This is a genomic window from Bifidobacterium sp. (assembly GCF_050874245.1).
GTDB lineage: Bacteria > Actinomycetota > Actinomycetes > Actinomycetales > Bifidobacteriaceae > Bifidobacterium.
Genome location: NZ_JBNMKH010000006.1, coordinates 1 through 18610, shown reverse-complemented (window position 1 = coordinate 18610; position 18610 = coordinate 1). Strand labels below are relative to the sequence as shown.

General features: G+C 62.3%; 16 protein-coding genes and 1 pseudogene. 7 read left to right on the top strand and 10 right to left on the bottom strand.

Annotation, left to right across the window (positions count from 1 at the left end; translation table 11 throughout):
- Nucleotides 1-26 precede the first annotated feature (26 nt).
- Together ACR0P8_RS01325 and ACR0P8_RS01320 are read right to left on the bottom strand one after the other, a co-directional pair.
- Complete coding sequence (locus tag ACR0P8_RS01325) at nucleotides 27-1061, bottom strand: adenosine deaminase (RefSeq protein WP_432622946.1); 1035 nt, start codon at nucleotides 1059-1061, stop codon at nucleotides 27-29.
- A gap of 93 nt (nucleotides 1062-1154) precedes the next feature.
- Nucleotides 1155-1880, bottom strand: a complete 726-nt coding sequence (locus ACR0P8_RS01320) for a type 1 glutamine amidotransferase (RefSeq protein WP_026646985.1) — start codon at nucleotides 1878-1880, stop codon at nucleotides 1155-1157.
- 100 nt (nucleotides 1881-1980) lie between these two features.
- Between ACR0P8_RS01320 and cysS the strand changes: the two genes are divergently transcribed.
- Both cysS and ffh read left to right on the top strand, forming a co-directional pair.
- A complete protein-coding gene (gene cysS / locus ACR0P8_RS01315) occupies nucleotides 1981-3627 on the top strand; it encodes a cysteine--tRNA ligase (RefSeq protein WP_432622944.1) in 1647 nt (548 codons plus the stop codon).
- Between the two features lie 220 nt (nucleotides 3628-3847).
- On the top strand, nucleotides 3848-5494 hold the full coding sequence (gene ffh / locus ACR0P8_RS01310) for a signal recognition particle protein (RefSeq protein WP_432622942.1): 1647 nt from the start codon (nucleotides 3848-3850) through the stop codon (nucleotides 5492-5494).
- 105 nt (nucleotides 5495-5599) lie between these two features.
- Here the strand turns inward: ffh and ACR0P8_RS01305 are convergent, their stop codons facing one another.
- Entirely contained in the window at nucleotides 5600-6634 is a 1035-nt protein-coding gene (locus tag ACR0P8_RS01305) for an endonuclease/exonuclease/phosphatase family protein (protein ID WP_432622940.1), read from the bottom strand.
- 324 nt (nucleotides 6635-6958) lie between these two features.
- Between ACR0P8_RS01305 and rpsP the strand changes: the two genes are divergently transcribed.
- The 4 genes from rpsP (at nucleotide 6959) to trmD (ending at nucleotide 9262) form a co-directional block, all read left to right on the top strand.
- Nucleotides 6959-7408: a 30S ribosomal protein S16 gene (rpsP, locus tag ACR0P8_RS01300; RefSeq protein WP_011742735.1), complete on the top strand. Its 450-nt coding sequence runs from the start codon at nucleotides 6959-6961 to the stop codon at nucleotides 7406-7408.
- Between the two features lie 2 nt (nucleotides 7409-7410).
- Nucleotides 7411-7644 carry an RNA-binding protein gene (locus ACR0P8_RS01295; protein ID WP_152234576.1) on the top strand — a complete coding sequence of 78 codons (234 nt, stop codon included), beginning with the start codon at nucleotides 7411-7413 and terminating at the stop codon, nucleotides 7642-7644.
- 21 nt (nucleotides 7645-7665) lie between these two features.
- Nucleotides 7666-8253, top strand: a complete 588-nt coding sequence (gene rimM / locus ACR0P8_RS01290; protein WP_432622937.1) for a ribosome maturation factor RimM — start codon at nucleotides 7666-7668, stop codon at nucleotides 8251-8253.
- 112 nt (nucleotides 8254-8365) lie between these two features.
- On the top strand, nucleotides 8366-9262 hold the full coding sequence (trmD, locus tag ACR0P8_RS01285) for a tRNA (guanosine(37)-N1)-methyltransferase TrmD (RefSeq protein ID WP_432622935.1): 897 nt from the start codon (nucleotides 8366-8368) through the stop codon (nucleotides 9260-9262).
- Between the two features lie 39 nt (nucleotides 9263-9301).
- Here the strand turns inward: trmD and rsmD are convergent, their stop codons facing one another.
- The 4 genes from rsmD to ACR0P8_RS01265 form a co-directional block, all read right to left on the bottom strand.
- The gene (gene rsmD / locus ACR0P8_RS01280) at nucleotides 9302-9916 is read right to left on the bottom strand and encodes a 16S rRNA (guanine(966)-N(2))-methyltransferase RsmD (protein ID WP_432622933.1); all 615 of its coding nucleotides are present in this window, start codon (nucleotides 9914-9916) and stop codon (nucleotides 9302-9304) included.
- A gap of 11 nt (nucleotides 9917-9927) precedes the next feature.
- Entirely contained in the window at nucleotides 9928-12597 is a 2670-nt protein-coding gene (locus tag ACR0P8_RS01275; RefSeq protein ID WP_432622931.1) for an ATP-dependent DNA helicase RecG, read from the bottom strand.
- A gap of 179 nt (nucleotides 12598-12776) precedes the next feature.
- Nucleotides 12777-12971: a 50S ribosomal protein L28 gene (gene rpmB / locus ACR0P8_RS01270; RefSeq protein ID WP_003807649.1), complete on the bottom strand. Its 195-nt coding sequence runs from the start codon at nucleotides 12969-12971 to the stop codon at nucleotides 12777-12779.
- Nucleotides 12972-13138: 167 nt separating this feature from the next.
- Complete coding sequence (locus tag ACR0P8_RS01265; protein WP_432622927.1) at nucleotides 13139-15103, bottom strand: tetratricopeptide repeat protein; 1965 nt, start codon at nucleotides 15101-15103, stop codon at nucleotides 13139-13141.
- A 429-nt stretch (nucleotides 15104-15532) separates the two neighbouring features.
- On the opposite strand from ACR0P8_RS01265, the gene ACR0P8_RS01260 reads away from it, so the two are divergent.
- Nucleotides 15533-16780, top strand: a complete 1248-nt coding sequence (locus tag ACR0P8_RS01260; RefSeq protein WP_432623000.1) for an MFS transporter — start codon at nucleotides 15533-15535, stop codon at nucleotides 16778-16780.
- A 164-nt stretch (nucleotides 16781-16944) separates the two neighbouring features.
- Here ACR0P8_RS01260 and ACR0P8_RS01255 read toward each other — a convergent pair whose 3' ends face one another.
- The 3 genes and pseudogenes from ACR0P8_RS01255 to ACR0P8_RS01245 all read right to left on the bottom strand — a co-directional run.
- Nucleotides 16945-17340: a type II toxin-antitoxin system PemK/MazF family toxin gene (locus ACR0P8_RS01255; protein ID WP_432622925.1), complete on the bottom strand. Its 396-nt coding sequence runs from the start codon at nucleotides 17338-17340 to the stop codon at nucleotides 16945-16947.
- On the bottom strand, nucleotides 17327-17602 hold the full coding sequence (locus ACR0P8_RS01250; protein WP_432622923.1) for a hypothetical protein: 276 nt from the start codon (nucleotides 17600-17602) through the stop codon (nucleotides 17327-17329). The genes ACR0P8_RS01255 and ACR0P8_RS01250 overlap by 14 nt, the downstream gene beginning before the upstream one ends.
- A gap of 202 nt (nucleotides 17603-17804) precedes the next feature.
- Nucleotides 17805-18610: pseudogene (locus ACR0P8_RS01245) on the bottom strand (hypothetical protein); the annotation flags it as partial.

Below are 18610 nucleotides of genomic sequence, written 5' to 3'. Positions count from 1 at the left end.
GCCGCCCTGCATAAACCCGGCGAAGGTCATGCCAGCAGATCGGCGTACTCCGTCTTCCACCGGTCCAGCTCGGTGCGCATAGCCGCCTTGCCCTCCTCCGGCGCGAAGCACGCTTCGATCGAGTTGCCTGCGATGGTGGCGAGCGCCGTCATCGACAGCCCGGCTTCAGCGAGGGCCATGTAGTTGCATGCTATGTATCCGCCGAAATACGCAGGATCGTCGGAATTGACGGTGACGCGTACTCCGGCGTCCAACAGCTGGCGGATCGGCACTTTGGCCACGTCGTCGACCACTTGCAGTCGCAGGTTCGACAGCGGGCACACGGTGAGCCCGATACCCTCCGCAGCCACACGTTCCACCAGCGCAGGGTCGTCGACAATGCGCACGCCATGGTCAATGCGTTCGACGTGCAGCACGTCCAGCGCCTGCCGGATGTATTCCGACGGGCCTTCCTCGCCGGCATGGGCGACGAGATGCAGGCCCATGTCCGCCGCACGCTCGTATACCTGTTCGAACAGTTCGGGCGGATAGCCGACTTCCGCGGAGTCCAGACCGATCGCCAGCAGTTCGTTGGCGCGGGGTGCCGCGGCGCCGAGCAAGGCCTGTGCCGATTCGACCGGCAGGTCGCGCACGACGCTGAGGATCAGCGCGGCGTCGATGCCGTATGCGTCGCGGCCTCGCGCGATGCCGTCCTGCAGGCCATCAAGCACAAGGTTGTAGTCGAGTCCGTTGTTCATATGCACCTGCGGGTCGAAGAAGATCTCCGCGCGGCGCACCCCGTCCTTGTGCGCGTGCGTGAGGTAGGCGAACATCAGGTCGGCGAAATCCTCGCGAGTGCGCAGCACGCCCATGAGCTGGTAGTACAGGTCGAGGAAGGATTGCAGATTGGCGAAATGGTAGCGGGAACGCAGGTCGTCAAGTCCGTTGAACGGCAGCGTGACGCCGTTGCGCTCCGCCAATCGCAGGGCGAGTTCCGGTTCCAGCGTGCCTTCGATGTGCAGGTGGAGTTCGGTTTTGGGTAGTTCCTGAAGGGCTTGCGATATACGGGTGCTGATGGCCATGGTGTTCCTCCTTGTACACGGACGGCGGCAAGACCGTTACGGCCTGATGCCGCCGATTATATGGCTTTTTGAAAATCCCGGGAATATCAACGATTACCGCAGTGTGGCGGCATGGGTGTTGCAACGGGCGGCGAATCCCGAAAACACTTGGTCGGCGAGGGGCTGCAGACGTGGGTTGCATTCGGCGAAGTCCTCGCGCAGTTTGGATTTGGACCCGCCCGCGGCCTTCAGGTCCTTGACCATGCTGGGCTCGTCCAGCCATTCCTCCAGCAGGGTGGGTGTGACTTCGAGATGGAACTGCAGTCCAAGCGCTGAACCGAAGCGGAACGCCTGGTTTTTGGTGGCGGCGGATCGTGCGAGCGGCTGCGCGCCTTCGGGCAGCGAGACCACGTCGTTATGCCAGTGCAGCACGTTGATGGTTTTGTCCCACATGGAGAAGTAGTCGTGCTTGTCGATGCGTTTGATGGGAGCGAATCCGATCTCCGGCTCCTTGCCGGATTTGAGCTTCGCTCCAAGTGCCGTGGCGATGATCTGATGGCCCAGACACACTCCCAGCACCGGCTTGTTTACTGCGATGGCGGCGCGCGCCAGCTTAGCTTCGGCCTTCAGTCCCGGGTATTCGTCGAAATCCAGCGCGCCCATCGGTCCGCCCATGATCACCACGCCGGCGACCTCGTTGAAATTCGGCAGTTCCGGTTTCTTCGTCTTGGCTACATTCACCACCTGGTATGGCAGCTCCATGTCATCCAGACTGTCGAGGATGCGCCCCGGCTTCTCCCACGGAACATGTTGCAAAATCAACACTTTCGGCTTAGTCATAATCCCTATTGTGGCACGACCCACGTAAACGGCAAACGTTTGACGTGCGAGCACCGGCCGCACACGCACCTTGTCTGGTTTGATGCCTACTCTAGGAGCCATGGCAAACACTCAGGAACCGCAGGATTTCAACGCTTCCGTCATGCCGAGCACGCTTGTCTCGGCGCAAGTGGCCAAGGCCGCTGCAGGACTGAAGCTGTACGATACGGCCTCGCACGCCGTCAGCACGTTCACCCCGATCAAACCAGGCGAAGTGGGCATGTACGTCTGCGGCGCGACGGTGCAGTCGTCGCCGCACATCGGCCATATCCGCGCCGCCGTGGCGTTCGACATCGTGCGCCGCTGGTTCCTCAAGCTCGGCTATCAGGTCACGTTCGTACGCAACGTGACCGATATCGACGACAAGATTCTTGACAAGGCCGCCGCCGCAGGCCAGCAGTGGTGGGCCCGCGCGTACTACTACGAACGCGAGTTCAGCCAGGCCTACGCCGACCTGGGCGTGCTGCCGCCCACCGTCGAGCCGCGTGCCACCGGCCATATGAGCGACATGATCGACATGATTCAACGCATCATCGATAACGGCCACGCCTACGTGGTGCGTGACGAGAACGGTGAACCGACCGGCAATGTGTACTTCGATGTGGCCTCTTGGCCGCATTACGGCGAGCTGACGCACCAGAAGCAGACCGCCGTCGAGGATGAGGCTTCCAAGGTGACCGATGCGATGGGTCCGTCCGTCGACAACGCGGGTGATGACAAGTACAATCCCGTCGATCCGGCCGACGCTTCCCCCGACAAGCATGATCCGCGCGATTTCGCGCTGTGGAAGGCGCCAAAGGATTCCGATCCGCTCGACGCGCGTTGGAACACCCCGTTCGGCACCGGCCGTCCGGGCTGGCATATCGAATGCTCCGCGATGAGCCACCGTTATCTGAAGGATGGTTTCGACATCCATGGCGGCGGGCTTGATCTGCGATTCCCCCACCATGAGAACGAGATGGCCCAGACCCGTGCCGCCGGCTATGATTCGGCCGCGCGTTGGATGCATTCGGCTTGGGTGACCGCCAAGGGTGAGAAGATGTCGAAGTCGCTGGGCAACGGCCTGTCTGTGCCGGCCGTGCTGGCGAACAATTCCGCCTGGGTGGTGCGCTATGCACTGGGCGGTGTGCAGTACCGCTCGATGCTGGAATGGTCCGATCAGACGCTCGCCGAGGCGCAGTCCGCCTATGAGCGCGTCTCGAACTTCATCGAGCGTGCGGGCATCGCCATCGGCGAACAGCCCAGCCGTGCCGAGGTCGTTTCCGTTTCCGCCGATGCGCTGCCGACCGACTTCGTCGCCGCGATGAACGATGACATCAACGTGTCCGGTGCGACCGCTGCGATTTTCACCGCCATCCGTTCCGGCAACACGCTGCTGTCGAAGCTGGCCGACCGTGCCGATTCCGACGCGGCCAAGGCCGAGGTGCGTGAGGTGCTGCTCAACGTTCGCGCGATGCTCGACACGTTGGGCCTGGACCCGCTGGCGGAACCGTGGGCGAACGGCGGCGCCGCTGGCGGCGAGGCCGGAGAGGGAGAATCCGCAGAGCATGATGCGCTCGACGCGCTGATCTCCGAACAGCTTACGGCACGTGCCGAGGCCCGCAAGGCCAAGGACTTCGCCAAGGCCGACGCAATTCGCGACGCGCTGAACGCGGCCGGCATCGCCATCGAGGACGGCCCCCAGGGCTCCACTTGGTCGCTGAAGTGATGTAACTGCGCGCTTTGCGCCGAAGACACACCGAAATGGTGGTCTTTGCGGACGGAATCCACCCTGATTTCATCCGTAAAGACCACCATTTCGTCGTTTTCACCTGAAAGCACCGCACAACTTCATCCGAGGAAGCACCGCACGGCGTCAACAATTGGACCGCGCCCCGAACGTGCCATGCCCCGATATTTCCCACACGACGGCTAGACTGAGGAACATTATGGCAGCATTTAGTTCTTTGACAGATAGGCTCTCGAATGCCTTCAAGCATCTGAAGAGCAAGGGCAAGCTTTCCGAGGCTGATATCGACGGCACCATCCGCGAGATCCGCCGCGCGCTGCTCGACGCCGATGTGGCGCTCGACGTGGTGCGTTCCTTCACCGGCCGTATCCGTGAGCGCGCGCTCGGCACCGAGGTTTCCGAAGCGCTCAATCCGGCCCAGCAAGTGGTGAAAATCGTCAACGAGGAGCTCACCGCAGTGCTCGGCGCGGGTGTAGACCGCCCGCTGAACTTCGCGAAGAATCCGCCGACGATCATCATGCTCGCGGGTCTTCAGGGTGCCGGCAAGACCACGTTGGCTGGCAAGCTGGGCTACTGGCTGAAAGATTCCGGCCACACCCCGCTGTTGGTCGCGGCCGATCTGCAGCGTCCGAACGCGGTGACGCAGCTTCAGGTGGTCGGCGAGCGCGCGGGCGTGCCGGTGTACGCGCCGGAGAAGGGCGTGCAGTCCGATGGCGGCGAAGCGGTCGTCTCCCCCGGCCAGACCACCGGTGATCCGGTGAAGGTGGCCCGTGATGCCGTCGAGCTTGCCAAGCAGAAGCTGTATGACACGGTCATCATTGATACCGCAGGCCGTCTCGGCGTTGACGAGGAGCTGATGAAGCAGGCCCGCGACATCCGCGACGCCGTGCAGCCGAATGAGATCCTGTTCGTCATCGACGCGATGATCGGCCAGGATGCCGTACAGACCGCCAAGGCTTTCGATGAGGGCGTTGATTTCACCGGCGTTGTACTGTCCAAGCTGGATGGCGACGCCCGCGGCGGCGCCGCGCTGTCCGTGGCGTCCGTGACCGGTAAGCCGATCCTGTTCGCCTCCACCGGCGAGGGTCTGAAGGATTTCGAGGTCTTCCATCCGGACCGTATGGCCTCCCGCATCCTCGACATGGGCGACATCCTCACCCTTATCGAACAGGCGCAGAAGCAGTTCGACGAGGAGGAGGCCCGCAAGGCCGCCGTCAAGATCTCCGATGGCTCCTTCGGGCTTGACGATTTCCTCGACCAGCTTCAGCAGGTGCGCAAGCTTGGTCCGATGAAGAACCTGCTCGGCATGATTCCGGGCATGGCGGCCCACCGCAAGGAGCTTGAGCAGTTCGATGAGAAGGAAATCGACCGCACGGAGGCCATCATCCGTTCGATGACTCCGGCCGAGCGTCGCGATCCGAGCATCATCGACGGTTCCCGCCGCGCGCGTATCGCCTACGGTTCCGGCGTCACCGTCTCGCAGGTCAACGGGCTGCTGCAGCGTTTCGAGCAGGCCGCGAAGATGATGCGTCGCATGAGCAACAAGGCCGGCGCTGGTATCCCCGGTTTCGGCGGTCCGGCCATGGGCGGCGGCAAAGGCAAGGGCAAAGGCAAGAAGAACAAGAAGAAGGGCGGCAAGTCCGGCAATCCGATGAAGCGCGAGGCCGAGGAGAAGGCATTGCGCGATAAGCTCGCCGGCAAGAATTCCGGTGGCTCTTCCAGCGGTTCCGCGTTCGCCAAGAAACCGCAGAATCCGGCGCTTCCCGCCGGTTTGCAGGATATGATGGGCGATTCTGGCGAGCTGCCGCCGAACTTCGGTGGCGGATTGTCGGGTCTGCTGCACTAAGCCGCGCATACAAGCACATACGAAACGAAGCCGCCGATGTCGGAAATCAACTTCCGGCATCGGCGGCTTCGTTTATTCGCACGGCGTTTCGGCAGCGCGTCAACGTCATTTCAACGTCAACGTGGCGGCCAGCGCGAGATGGTCGGTGCCGTTGACCGTGAAGGAGCGCACGTCGGACGCGTCCAGTCCCGCGGTGAACAGCACATGGTCGAGGATGAGACGCGGCCACGGAATCCACGACGGGAACGTGGCACGGCGGCCCTTCGCCTCATCGAGCGCGGCGTCCTTGAATCCGGCGGCCAGCAGTCCGCGGAAGCTCGGATGGTCGGTGCCGGAGTTGAGGTCACCCAGGATCACGGTGATATCGCCCTTCTTCTGCGACGTGGCCAACTCGCCCAGACCGAGGATGCCGGCCGACCAATCGCGGCAGCCGCGCATCGGCGACTTCGGATGCGCGGAAACGAACGTGATGCCACGCATCGAATCGATCGGGAAGCATACGCCCGGTACGTCGGCGGCGGGGATTTCCACGGTGACCGGCGAGGTGTCGCTCGGCTCCACACGAATCCAGACGCCGTTGAATCCGCCATTGTCCGTCTCTTTGTTCTCACCCAGCTGGCGGTACGGCAGCAGGTCGGACAGGCCGGCCTCGTCCAGAGCCGCGACCAGATCGTCCGTCAATTCCTGCAGTGCGAGCACGGCGATGTCGCGTTCCTTGACGGCGCTGACGATCGCGGCCGCGTTGGCACGCCCATATCGGCAGTTGAGCGTCATCACGCGGAAACGGCCATGTTTCGCGGCTTCCGCAGCGGTCGACACGTGTGTTTCACGGGATGTTCCACGCTTTTCGGCGATTTTGTCGGCCACCATCTGCGCCGTGTTGATGGACGTGAGATTGTTGTTCCAGTACGCGATTTTGCGCAGCAGGGAAGCGACGCATGCGATGGCCGCGACGACGGCGAGCGCGGTGTCGTGCATCGCAAGACCGGCGATGGCGATCGCCAGCGTGGGAATCCACAGCAACGGCGTCAACGCGATCAGATACGGCAACGGCAGATGGCCGTCCCAGCCGACCGGCATTTCGCTCAATGCGATCCACACAACGCATACCAGCAACACGATCCACAGCGCAATAGCCATGCAAACCCCCTTGGCGCGGCCGTGAGCAGCCGCGCGAAAACATCGCCAACAACCGCCCTAGCATAGTGGCTTCGTCCGATGCCGGCACATCGGGTAGCCAAACCCGCCCAAACACCTCACGAATGCCCAATGCCCCGGCATCCTTGGAACCGCGCCGGCGCGACCGCAGCCGCCGCGCGTCCATACCCCACGGTTATAATTAGCCAGTTATTCGCGCGCGCGAGGCCCTCTACCAATCGCGTGACGCGAGGAACACGTGGGTTTCGGATTCCGTGCCCCACACAGAACACGAAACACACACCCCTAGTTACAAGGAGAGCCATTTTGGCAACCAAGATTCGTCTGAAGCGCATGGGTAAGAAGTTCTACGCGTTCTACCGCGTGGTGATCATGGATTCCCGTACCAAGCGCGATGGCCGCGCCATCGAGGAGATCGGTACCTACAACCCGAACACCCAGCCTTCGACCATCAACATCAACTCTGAGCGCGCTCAGTACTGGCTCGGCGTTGGCGCTCAGCCGACCGAGCAGGTGCTGAACCTGCTGAAGATCACCGGCGACTGGCAGAAGTTCAAGGGTCTCGACGGTGCCGAAGGCACCCTGAAGACCGTTGAGGCTGGCCCGGATGCCGCCGCTCGCGTCGAGGCCGTTGAGGCTCAGGCCCAGAAGCTGAAGGCCGCCAAGTCCGAAGCTGACGCCAAGGCCAAGGCTGAGGCCGAAGCCGCCGCCACCGAGGAAGCTCCGGCTGAAGAGCCGGCTGCGGAAGCCGAGTGACCATGCTCGCCCAGGCTGTGGAACATCTGATCAAGAACATCGTCGATTTTCCCGATGATGTTTCGGTGAAGTCCCATGAGAATCCGCGCGGCGAGCTTATTCGCGTGCGCGTGAACCCCGAGGACATCGGCCGCGTCATCGGCCGTAGCGGACGCACGGCGAATGCGATTCGCACCGTGGTTCAGGCCTTGGCCGACCACAAGGTGCGCGTCGACATCATGGACGTGCGCAGGTGAGATCCTAGCGTGGTGCGTGATATGCATTCCGACGACCCTCAACAGCTTGAGCTGCTGAGGGTCTGTCGTATCGGGCGTGCGCAGGGGCTCAAGGGCGAGGTCACCGTGCAGATCTTCACGGACGAACCGGAATACCGGTTCGCTCCCGGTGCTGTGTTGTATACGAAGGACGGCGAGGAAGAGTACGTGGTGGAAAGCTCCCGTACCTTCAAGAACCGTTGGATCATCAAATTCGAGGGCATCGACGACCGCGATGCGTCCGAGGCCGCCAATGGCGTGGTGCTGTATGGCGAGGCGGACGATCCGGAGGAGATGCTTGAGGCGGACGAGTGGTACCCGAAGGACCTGATCGGTCTTGAGGCACGCCTTGCCGAAAGCAATACGCTGGGACTCGAGCCCGGCACCGTGGTCGGCAAGGTGGTGGATGTGATCGAAGTGGCCCAATGGCTGCTCAAGATCCGTCTGGCCAATCCCGTCAAGGACGCCGATGGCGTGGTGGTCGAGAACAGCGCGCTCGTGCCGTTCGTGGACGAGCTTGTGCCGGACATCGACCTCGAGGGCGGATATCTGACCCTCGATCCGCCGGGCGGGCTCATTCCAGGGCTCTGACCCCGTCGCTTTCCAAAGGCGCTGGCTTCGTGCCAGCGCCTTTTCGCATATACGGACGCATCAGCTCCGCTTGACAGGCGTCTTGGCAGGCATGCCGGTATTGTGGAACATTATGAAGATCGATATCGTGTCCGTGTTCCCGGAATATTTCGAAGTGCTGAATCTGAGTCTGCTTGGCAAGGCACAGGAGAAAGGCCTCGTCGAAGTCACCGCGCACAATCTGCGCGACTGGACGCACGATGTGCACCATTCCGTCGATGATACCCCCGTCGGCGGCGGCGCGGGCATGGTGATGAAGCCCGAGGTGTGGGGCGAATGCCTTGACGAGCTGCTGCATCTCGAACCGGCCACAATCGCATCCGATGCCAATGAAGACGATGACGGGGCCCCGTCTTCCGAGTCCCAAACCTCCGCGGATGGCGCGGCGGGCGAAGCCGACAGAGCAGAAACCGCCGCTCCCGGTCCGGTGCTGATCTTCCCGAACCCGTCCGCTCCCCTATTCACACAGCAGGACGCGACGGAGCTGAGCCACGCCGACCATCTGCTGTTCGGCTGCGGACGGTACGAGGGCTACGACGCGCGCATTCCGCGGTATTACCGCGCGCAGGGCGTTGACGTGCGCGAATATTCGATCGGCGATTACGTGCTTAACGGCGGCGAAGTGGCCGTGTCCGTCATGCTGGAGGCCATCACCCGCCTGCTGCCCGGATTCATGGGCAATGCCGCGTCGATCGTGGAGGAATCCTACACGGGCGAGAACGCGCTGCTGGAGCACCGCCAGTATACGAAGCCGGCTGATTGGCGCGGCATCAAGGTTCCGGACGTGCTGCTGTCCGGCAACCATGCGAAGGTCGACCGTTTCCGCCGCGACGAGGCGCTGGCCAAAACCGACGAGCTGCGTCCGGACCTCATCGGAGCCCTCGACTGCACGAAGCTCGACAAGGCGGATCGCAAGACGCTTATGGCTTTGGGATGGGAAGTCTCCGGCGAACATCCGCGTCGGCACTGATTGCCTCTTTTGGGCGCCAGACAGCGGCGGAAATGAGGATCAGAGGCCTTCCTCAGCGGAGCCATCAGCCGCGCCAGAGGCAACGGGTTCGATGTAGTAGACGGCGGTTTCGCCGTAATCGCGGCGATCGGAGATGGCCCAGCCTTCCGGGGCGGTCGGCTCGGCGGAACGCGTGGAGCGTTCCAGCATGATCACGGTGCCGCTGCCGGTCAGCTCGCGAGCCGCCAGATCGGCCAGCAACTGATTGCATGCCTCGGTTTCGAACGCGTACGGCGGATCGATGAAGATCACGTCGAACGGAGCCACTGCGGAGGCGGAGGCCGCGTATTTCTCCGCGCGGGCCTTGATCACTCGGGCGCTCATGCCCTGCTCCCATGCACGATTGCGCTTCAGCGCCGTCAGCGTCTGTGCGATCAGCGTCGCGGCCGGAGCGGCCGATTCCACCGCCACGAGTTCGCGCGCGCCACGGCTCAACGCCTCGATGCCCAACGCCCCGGTTCCGGCGAACAGGTCGAGCACGCGCGCGTCGTCCAGCACTCCCCATGAATCGAGGTGCGAGAAGATCGCCTCCTTGGTACGGTCGGTGGTGGGTCTGGTGCCCGACTTCGGCGTGGTCAACGCCACGCCTTTGAATCGTCCTGAAATCACGCGCATATCGTCACAGCCTAGTTGCTGGTCAGGAACGTCTCGTTGCCGCGCGTGAAGTCCAGCACCGCGCCCGCAAGCTGCACGTAATCCAGCAGGACGGAATCCTCCGCCACCAATTTCAGGGCCTCGGCTCTAGCATCCTCGATGATCTTCACATCCTTGACCACGCGCAGCAGCTTCAAGCCCGACTTTCCGCCGGATTGCGCGTCGCCGAGCACGTCGCCCGCGCCACGGAACTCAAGATCGGCCTGTGCGATTTCCGCGCCGTCCAACGTACCGGAAATCACTTCGAGTCTCTTCGCCGCGTCGCTGCCTTCCGGTGCGCGCGAAATCAGGAACGCGCCCGATTCGGTGCCGCCACGGCCCACACGTCCGCGCAGCTGGTGCAGCTGCGACAATCCATACCTGTCGGCGTCGAAAATCACCATGCAACTGGCCTTCGCCACGTCCACGCCGACTTCGATGACGGTGGTGGCCACCAGAACCGGTGTCTTTCCGGATTCGAAATCGGCCATGACCTGCGTCTTCGTCGCGTCGTCGTCGCGTCCGGTCAGCGTGGCTATGCGAATGCCGGCGAACTGCGGCAGCGATCGCAATCGTTCCGCGATTTCCGCGACGGCGTGCAATGGCGGCCTTTGCTCGCGCTGCGCGTCGTCCTCGCCCAGATCATACATGTCGTCGAATGCGGAACCCACTTCCGCATCCTCCGCGCCAGACGCCGTATCCGCGTCCTCGGAATCCGCGTCGATGCGCGGACAGACCACGTAGGCACGCTCCCCCGCGTCGATACGATGGCGGATCAGGCCGAACATCTCCGCCATGAGCGAGCCGTTCTCCTCCGGCACGATGAAGGTGCGGATCGGCTTGCGGCCGCCCGGCAGCTCGGCGAGCCAGGAGATGTCAAGGTCGCCGAACCAGGTCATGGCGGCGGTGCGCGGAATCGGCGTGGCCGTCATGACCAGCAGATGCGGGGCCGTGGTTCCTTTGCCGTTCAACGATTCGCGCTGCTCCACGCCGAAGCGGTGCTGTTCGTCGATCACCGCCAGCGCGAGGTTCGGCGCTTGGAAGGTCTTGGAGAATGCGGCATGCGTGGCCACCACGATGCACGGTTTGCCGGAGGCGGCCGCGGCGAGCACGCGCCGGCGGACGGCGAGTCTCATGCCGCCAGTGAGCAGCAGCACCGGGATGTCTTCTTCCGATTGGTCCGTCTGCCGATTGGCCGGTTGTCCACCATCCGGCGACGTCGTTCCGCCATCCGCGCCGACTTGTCCACCTTTGTCCACAGTGCCATTGTGGGTTGTTTTTTCGTCGGATTCCCCGGATTGCGCGGCATCGTGCATACGCTCGACCATGCCGCGGATGCTTTCGTAATGCTGTTCGGCCAGCACCTGCGTCGGCGCCACCAGCACCGCCTGCTTGCCGGAACCGACGGCCTGCATCATCGCCGCGACCGCCACCACGGTCTTGCCGGAACCGACCTCGCCCTGCAGCAGACGCTGCATGGGGTAATCGCGTGCCATGTCCGAGGAGATGTCGTCGATGACCCGCTGCTGCCCGTCCGTCAGCGTGAACGGCAACGACGCCACGAAATCGTCCTTCAGACGAGTGTCGGCGCAGACCGTCGCCTTGGCCTTGCGCGACGAATCGCGCGACTGCACCAGCGCCGTCTGACAGACGAGCGCCTCCTCGTAACGCAACGTCCTCAACGCTTCGTCGAATCGCCGACGGTCCTGCGGATCGTGGATCGCCATGAACGCCTCAGCGCGGTGCATCAGCCCATGTTCCGCACGGAACCGTTCCGGCATGATGTCCGGAACCGCGACAGCCAGCGCTTCGGTCCGGGCTTCGCGATCGGCCTGTGGAAGGTCGGATTCCCCGTTTTGCGCGTCAGGTGCCCCATCCTGCTGCATGGCACGGGCCGCCTGGGCGGCCGCGTACTCGTCGCCACACAGCGCATCCATGCATTTTTCAATCGATTCGTGAATGTGTTCGCTGGAAATCCGCGAATTCGCATGATATACGGGCCGGGGGCGACACACGTGGCGCAACGCCTCCGGAATCGATTCCGCATCGTATTTCAGACTGCCCGTGTGGACGTTCGGCGCGGCGAAATTCCCCGCGAAACCCGCCGTTCCATTGCTTCCGTCGACTCCGCTGCTTTCACCGAAGCCGGTTCCGTCGATTTCGCCGAAGCCGTCGTCCCATTCCGCACGCTCGTCCTCCGTACGCTCGGCAGCCGGATCCACGGTCAGCAGGTCGGGATGCGTGAATTGCAGGCGATCGTTGTATACGCTCGGCTCCCCCGCGACCACCAGCAGCGCGCCCGGACGCAGCTTACGCTGGATCCAATCGACATACGATTTCCGGTAGGAGAAGAACACCAGCGACGCCACGGAAGCGCTCTGCCGCCTGCTTTGCGCGAAATCGCCATCGTCCACGTCGGCGATCAGACGGAATCCGCGCCGGGCCATCGGAAATACGCGCACGTCCCGCACATGCGCGGCGAACGCCATCTTCTCCCCGATTTTCGCTTCGCGCAGCGCCTTCGCCGGCACGGGGTCGGTGACGCGGAACGGATAGTAGGTCAGCGCGTCGCCGACCGACACCACACCCAGCGATTTCAACGCACCGACTCTGCGACGGTTGCTTTCGATAGAAGAAATCGGGGTTTCCAGTGTGGTGCTCATAACACTCCATTGTGTCACGACGGGATGATTGTGCGGCGGGCGGAATTCCCCACCATTGTGAGGCATGCAGAAAACAGAGGCACGGGCAACAGGGGCACAAACAACAGCACCACCGCAGATAAAGCAAAACCCCGGCGGCCGAATCGGCTTACCGGGGTTTCAAGCTGTTATTTCGCGATTCACGCTTCAACGCGCTGGACCTTGCCAGCCTTGATGCACTTCACGCAGACGCGAACGCGAACGTTCTCGCCGTCGATGGTGGTGCGAACCGGCTGCAGGTTCGGGCGGAAGGTGCGCTTATTGCGAATATGTGAGTGCGAAACGGTGAAACCGGTCTGCGGTCCCTTGCCGCACACTGCGCAACGAGCTGCCATAATGGACTCCCTATGATTACTATTGACTTGCAAGTCTGCGCGTTCGATGTCACACAGCGAAGTGCATGGCAGAACACACAACTTCTCAACTATACAACCAGCCCCGGCCAATCGCAAAACCTGTGGATGGAAATCGTATGTGATTCCCCATATTCCGCCGTTTTGCGTCAGTCAACATCGTCCTTCCACTCCACGCCGTAGCGCAGGCTGGCGGACATCGAGGCGACCACGTCTCCACCGCCGCGCATGCCCAGCACCCAAGCCGCGTCATACGCGAGCAGTGGAAAACCGGCGTCGGTCAGCCCTATGGCGGCCCGTGCCAGCACGTTCAGCACAGTATCCGACGGAGCCACGGGCACATTGCCAGCACGTAACGCGGCATGGGCTTCGGCGGGGGTCATATCCGGCGAAGCCAGTCCCATCTGCTGGCTCAACTCGTAGGCCTCATCCTTCGCGGAATGGCGGAACGGCGTGCCTCCACCCACCATCATCGCATAGCAGGCGAGCGCCTCGGGCAGTCGTCCGATCCTCCACAGCGCGTATCCGAGCCGGTAGTACAGCACTTCGCAATCGACCGGCGTCACAGCCAGCTTCAGCGCCTCGACGAGCGTGTCCGCGGTTTTGCCGAAATCCCCGTTCCTCCCGTATACCTGCGAAAGCCCTTCGCGGAGCTGCACACAGGTCGGTCCGAGGTCGACGCAGGTCCTGCTTTCCCGTTCGGCCCGTTCGAAATCGCCATTATCCAGTGCAAGCTCGCCGAGGTTCCGGTGCACGTCGACGATTGCGTCCGGTATTTTCCAGTATCGGGTCCGCTCGTCGCCGTCGAGCAGAGAGACCATCATGCGACTGGCCGGGCGGTTGCAATACAGCGGTTTCTCGCCGTTGGAACCGGTTTTCGCCTCAACTGCCTCGCCGAGTTGCGCCAGGGCCGTCTCGAGTTGCAGTTCGGCGACCATCGGCGAGTCCTTGTTTTCCTCGACGATGGCGTCGATGTCGGCGGCGGAGATGGGAACATCCCCTTCGTGCATGACGTCGAGCTCGCATGCGCGGTCCGCACGCAGCAGCCCACGCAACGGTTCCGGCAATTCACGCCGATCCTGCCATACGGGAGTACGGTTTTCCAGGAACACCGCCGGCATGGCGAGCGGTTCGATCGGCGTCAGCGCACGACTGGTGTCGAAATGGCCCGAATAACGCACCGGACGCAGAATATTGAGCAGGGCAAGCGGATCCACGTCCAACGGCACGGCGTCGCAATCGCCCTTCTTCATGGCAGGCAACGCACCCATCATGAACGGCACGCGATCGAAACCCATGGAGATCACGGGGACGCCGTCCGCGTCGCCCACGCAGCCGGTCAGATCGACCTGCGTGAGCCGCACGCTGGACGAGAACGCGCCCCATGCCAGCAGACCGGCCAATCGCACGGCATATGCGGAGACGAAACCGTCGCGATACTGCGGAGCGACCGGCATGACCGACGGCTTCGGAATGCCGTAGCGCACCACCATCACGCCGGTCCGCGCATCCACGTCGAACCGATAGGACAGGCGGAACGGCAGTTCGAGGCCTTCGCAGACGTTGGCGAAGCGGGTGCCGATGTCCCAGTTTCCGCCGCGCGCGGCTTCCACACCGCATAAGGTGCGGAATTCGTTCTCGCCTTCCTGCAATTCGTCGATATCTCGGATCTCCCCGGATACGTTGCGCAGGAATTGTTGCGATTTCGCCAGATAGTAGCGTTCGTCAATCTGCGCGACCGGCACGCCTTCCGCCAGCGCCTCGTGCGCTTCGTCGTCGGCGTAGTCGATGCGGTTGAGCACCGATTCGACCATCTGCAGCACGTCACGTTGCTCTTCGGTGAGCTCGCCGCCGTCGCAGCGGATCCAGAAACGCGTCGAAGTGCTCAGCCTGATCACTTCGAGATCATTTTCGGCAGCGATATCGCGGATGCGTTGCGCTCCGGCCTCAACCAGCAGTTGGGCTGCGAAACGCTCGAATGGCGTGGCCTGTTCGGCGTTGTTAGTGGTGCCGCGGTAGATAATCATGTCGATCACGTCCGGCAGCGGCTGCTCCAATACCGCCCGTAGCATCCGCACGTTCGCGTCAAGGGAGTTCGGGACCTGCGCACCCATGGGTAGGGCTCCTTGTCATATGGCGTCCGCAGGGCGGACTTTGCCATGCGATCGCGATTCGGGAAAAGAACCATCACGGTTCCACAGCAGCCGACAGCGGCATCTGCGGAACCGGATATCAGTCTTATCCTACTCGGATGGGCCATGCCATGAAGGTTCCGTCTCACGGAACAACCTGTGGCGGGCAATGATCCGCATAGACGGAAATGGCGCGGAAACTCATTTATTTCGTATTTTTTCCACACGTTAACTTGTTCATACGATGTTCATGTCGGGCGGCATCCATGACCACAGCGCGCCCATACGATGGCATATGGAATAAGATGAGCCATAGGATTGACATTGAGCCGAAAAGAGTCAACATTGACCGATACAGCCCCCGAATCGCACGCGACCGCAACAGCACAAACCGCCGCGACTTCCAAGAAAATGACGTCCCGTGAGAAGAAGTGGATCGTCTACGACGTCGGCAATTCCGCGTTCGTGCTGCTGTCCACCGCCGTAGTGCCGATCTACACGAATTCGCTGCTCAAGGCCGCGGGCGAGACGAACATCGTGTCCACCTGGGGCTACGCGCAGACCATCGCGTCGCTCGTCATCGCCGTGCTCATGCCGCTGCTCGGCTCCATCGCGGACGTGCAGGGCATGAAGATCAAGTTCTTCACCGGCTTCTTCCTGACCGGCGTGGTCATGTGCTGCGCGATGGCGCTGCCGCTCGGCTGGCTCGCGTTCCTCATCGTGTGCGTCCTGGCCACCATCGGCCTCAACGGCTCGCTCACCTTCTATGACTCCATGCTGGTGGACACCACCAGCAACGAGCGCATGGACCGCATCTCCTCGCACGGCTACGCGTGGGGCTATATCGGTTCCACCGTGCCGTTCATCGTGTGCATCGCGCTGATCTTCGGCGGTCCGGCGCTGTTCGGCTGGTCGACCGTGGCCTGCACGCGCGCCTCGTTCGTCATCACCGCCGCATGGTGGGTGGCCTTCACCATCCCGCTGCTCACCAGCTACAAGCAGGTGCATTACCGTGCCACCGCGTCCCAGACCGGCGAGGCCATCCGCGGCACGTTCGCGGAACTCGGCTCCACATTCCGCGCGATCCGCAAGAACAAGCCGCTGTGGATGTTCATGATCGCGTTCTTCTTCTACATCGACGCCGTCAACACCGTCATCTCCATGAGCACGTCGTACGGCACGCAGCTGGGCATCGACTCCACGCAGCTGGTCGTGGCGCTGCTCGTCACGCAGTTCGTGGCGTTCCCGAGCGCCATCGTCTACGGCAAGCTGGCCGGCCGCTTCGGCGCGAAAACCATGATCACCGTCGCGGTGGTGGCGTACATGTGCATCGTCTTCTTCGCCGCGTTCTTCCTGCGTTCCGCATTCGAATTCTGGATTCTGGCGATTCTCGTCGGCATGTTCCAAGGCGGCATCCAGGCGCTGTCCCGCTCGTACTACGGCAAGATCATTCCGAAGAAGCACGCCAACGAATACTACGGTTTCTACGACATCTTCGGCAAGACGGCTTCGATCATCGGCACTTTCCTGGTCGCCACGACCACGTCGATCACCGGCAACGCGTCGCTCGGCGTGCTGTCGATCGCGATCCTGCTGGCCGCCGCCCTCGTCTTCCTGCTCCTGCAAAAAGATCCGACCACGGAATCGGCGCGTGGATGACCTGCGACGAAACCAATGGCATTGCAAGGTCAATTCACAACGATAAAAGCTCAGCGCATTCCGTATCATTGGGCAGCGGGATTACCGGGATATCTAGCTTACGATGATTCACCTGCAATCCCGTCCGCCCAAAATATCATTACACCGGCCTCAAGCACTTTCACTCATCGCTCATCGCTGAGCCAAATGAACTCCTCGGGCTTGAGCTGCGGCAAAGCCTCGGCGATGGCCTCGATATCCACCGAATCCAGCCGGCCGTAATATCCAATGAGCTTGGACTTGCGAAATCTCACTAGCTGTCGGCATCTGGCCGTCGTCTCATGTTCGAGCCCAGCCTCTTGCCATTGACTGATACGGACTGCGCCATGTTCCCTATCACTCCACGTCGGGTTACTGGTGCATTTGATACCGACGCCCGTCTCCCCGTCACCGGAAAGACGGATGATTACCATCGGACGTTCCTTACGGCGTCCATCATGCTCCTCGAAATACACCAGAGCGCGCACCACATCGAAACGACGAAGGTGCTTCGGCACAGACTTGGGTTCAGGCGTCGTCATCGTCCCATGCCTTAGGGAGCATCATCGCGCCATCATCGGCGTACTCGGGATCGTACACCAAGGCATCCGGAATATCGAACACAGGACCGTCAGCATCACGCCCGACAACGGTAACGCCCTTGACCTGAGGTGCGAACGAATTGATATAAGCCCCCAGCGCCTCGTCAATACTCATTCCCTTAAACCGGGCGAACACACTGAACGCCGCCAATGCATCCCTGTCCACGGCGAATGGTTTCGGGTCAATAGTCACAGTCGTCATAACAGCATTCACCTCGCTTTCATCTACTGTCGATTATATCGGCAAGTCTCTAAGCACCATCTCGCTCCGAGATAGCATGAATCCCGGCAAAAACCATGCAAAACACCTACGAAAATCAAAGCGCGACTGGATATGACAGAGGGTAGGCAGCCAGCGGCTGCCTACCCTCGTCAGTCAATGGTTCGAAAACCGATTAGCCGTTTCAGCGGCGAGACCTCATGACCTTGAGACCAGCACCGAGCACAGCCAGAAGCACCAGCACGCCAGCGACGGCGGCCACAGACGCACCGGTCAGCGCCAGACCAGCCTTCTTGCCGTCCGCGGCGGTCTTGTTGTCGCCCGACGGCTTGGCCGATCCGTTGTTGCCGTTGTTCGTCTTGTTCGGCTTGGCCGGCTTCGCATTGGAGGCGTCAGCCTTCTTCAATGCGGCCTGGGCATCCGTCAGACCCTTCACGGCGGCATCCACCTCAGCCTGCGAGGCGTCCTGCTTGCCGGCGACAGCCTTCGCATCGGCCAGCGCCTTGGAAAACGCGGTCCACGAGGCGGAGGTGAAGTCCTTCTCGGCCAGCTTGCCGGCGGATTCGATCGCGGCGGTCAGCTTGGACTTGTCGACGGTCTGCGCGGGGGCATCGCCCACCGTCACCGCAGTCAACGCCTGCACGGCGCCATTATCGTCCTGCACGCTGATTCTGTGATCACCGGCGGGCAGGTCGGATGGAATCACGGCGTCGAAGTAGTACTTGCCGGTGGACTGCTCCTTCTGGACCCTCACGAACGGAGCCCCGTCCGGGCTGGTCAGCGCACGCGGCTCGGAGTAGATGTACGCGTTCCAGAACAGGCTGTTCGCATCGGCCTTGGCCTTCGCATCAGCCTTCAGGTTGTCGACGTACACGCGGGCCGTCTGTCCCGGCTGCACCTTGCCGCCGGCGACGCTCAGCTTCGTTTCGGTTTCGGAAGGCAGCAGTTCGGCCGACGTTGCCGCGGGTTCGGCCTTTGTCGTGAAATCGG

What these genes read in the sequence shown, in the direction of transcription:
- ACR0P8_RS01325 (WP_432622946.1), bottom strand. Translation starts at nt 1,061, where the DNA reads ATGGCCATCAGCACCCGTATATCGCAAGCCCTTCAGGAACTACCCAAA.
- ACR0P8_RS01320 (WP_026646985.1), bottom strand. Translation starts at nt 1,880, where the DNA reads ATGACTAAGCCGAAAGTGTTGATTTTGCAACATGTTCCGTGGGAGAAG.
- cysS (WP_432622944.1), top strand. Translation starts at nt 1,981, where the DNA reads ATGGCAAACACTCAGGAACCGCAGGATTTCAACGCTTCCGTCATGCCG.
- ffh (WP_432622942.1), top strand. Translation starts at nt 3,848, where the DNA reads ATGGCAGCATTTAGTTCTTTGACAGATAGGCTCTCGAATGCCTTCAAG.
- ACR0P8_RS01305 (WP_432622940.1), bottom strand. Translation starts at nt 6,634, where the DNA reads ATGGCTATTGCGCTGTGGATCGTGTTGCTGGTATGCGTTGTGTGGATC.
- ACR0P8_RS01295 (WP_152234576.1), top strand. Translation starts at nt 7,411, where the DNA reads ATGCTCGCCCAGGCTGTGGAACATCTGATCAAGAACATCGTCGATTTT.
- rimM (WP_432622937.1), top strand. Translation starts at nt 7,666, where the DNA reads ATGCATTCCGACGACCCTCAACAGCTTGAGCTGCTGAGGGTCTGTCGT.
- trmD (WP_432622935.1), top strand. Translation starts at nt 8,366, where the DNA reads ATGAAGATCGATATCGTGTCCGTGTTCCCGGAATATTTCGAAGTGCTG.
- rsmD (WP_432622933.1), bottom strand. Translation starts at nt 9,916, where the DNA reads ATGCGCGTGATTTCAGGACGATTCAAAGGCGTGGCGTTGACCACGCCG.
- ACR0P8_RS01275 (WP_432622931.1), bottom strand. Translation starts at nt 12,597, where the DNA reads ATGAGCACCACACTGGAAACCCCGATTTCTTCTATCGAAAGCAACCGT.
- rpmB (WP_003807649.1), bottom strand. Translation starts at nt 12,971, where the DNA reads ATGGCAGCTCGTTGCGCAGTGTGCGGCAAGGGACCGCAGACCGGTTTC.
- ACR0P8_RS01265 (WP_432622927.1), bottom strand. Translation starts at nt 15,103, where the DNA reads ATGGGTGCGCAGGTCCCGAACTCCCTTGACGCGAACGTGCGGATGCTA.
- ACR0P8_RS01260 (WP_432623000.1), top strand. Translation starts at nt 15,533, where the DNA reads ATGACGTCCCGTGAGAAGAAGTGGATCGTCTACGACGTCGGCAATTCC.
- ACR0P8_RS01255 (WP_432622925.1), bottom strand. Translation starts at nt 17,340, where the DNA reads ATGACGACGCCTGAACCCAAGTCTGTGCCGAAGCACCTTCGTCGTTTC.
- ACR0P8_RS01250 (WP_432622923.1), bottom strand. Translation starts at nt 17,602, where the DNA reads ATGACGACTGTGACTATTGACCCGAAACCATTCGCCGTGGACAGGGAT.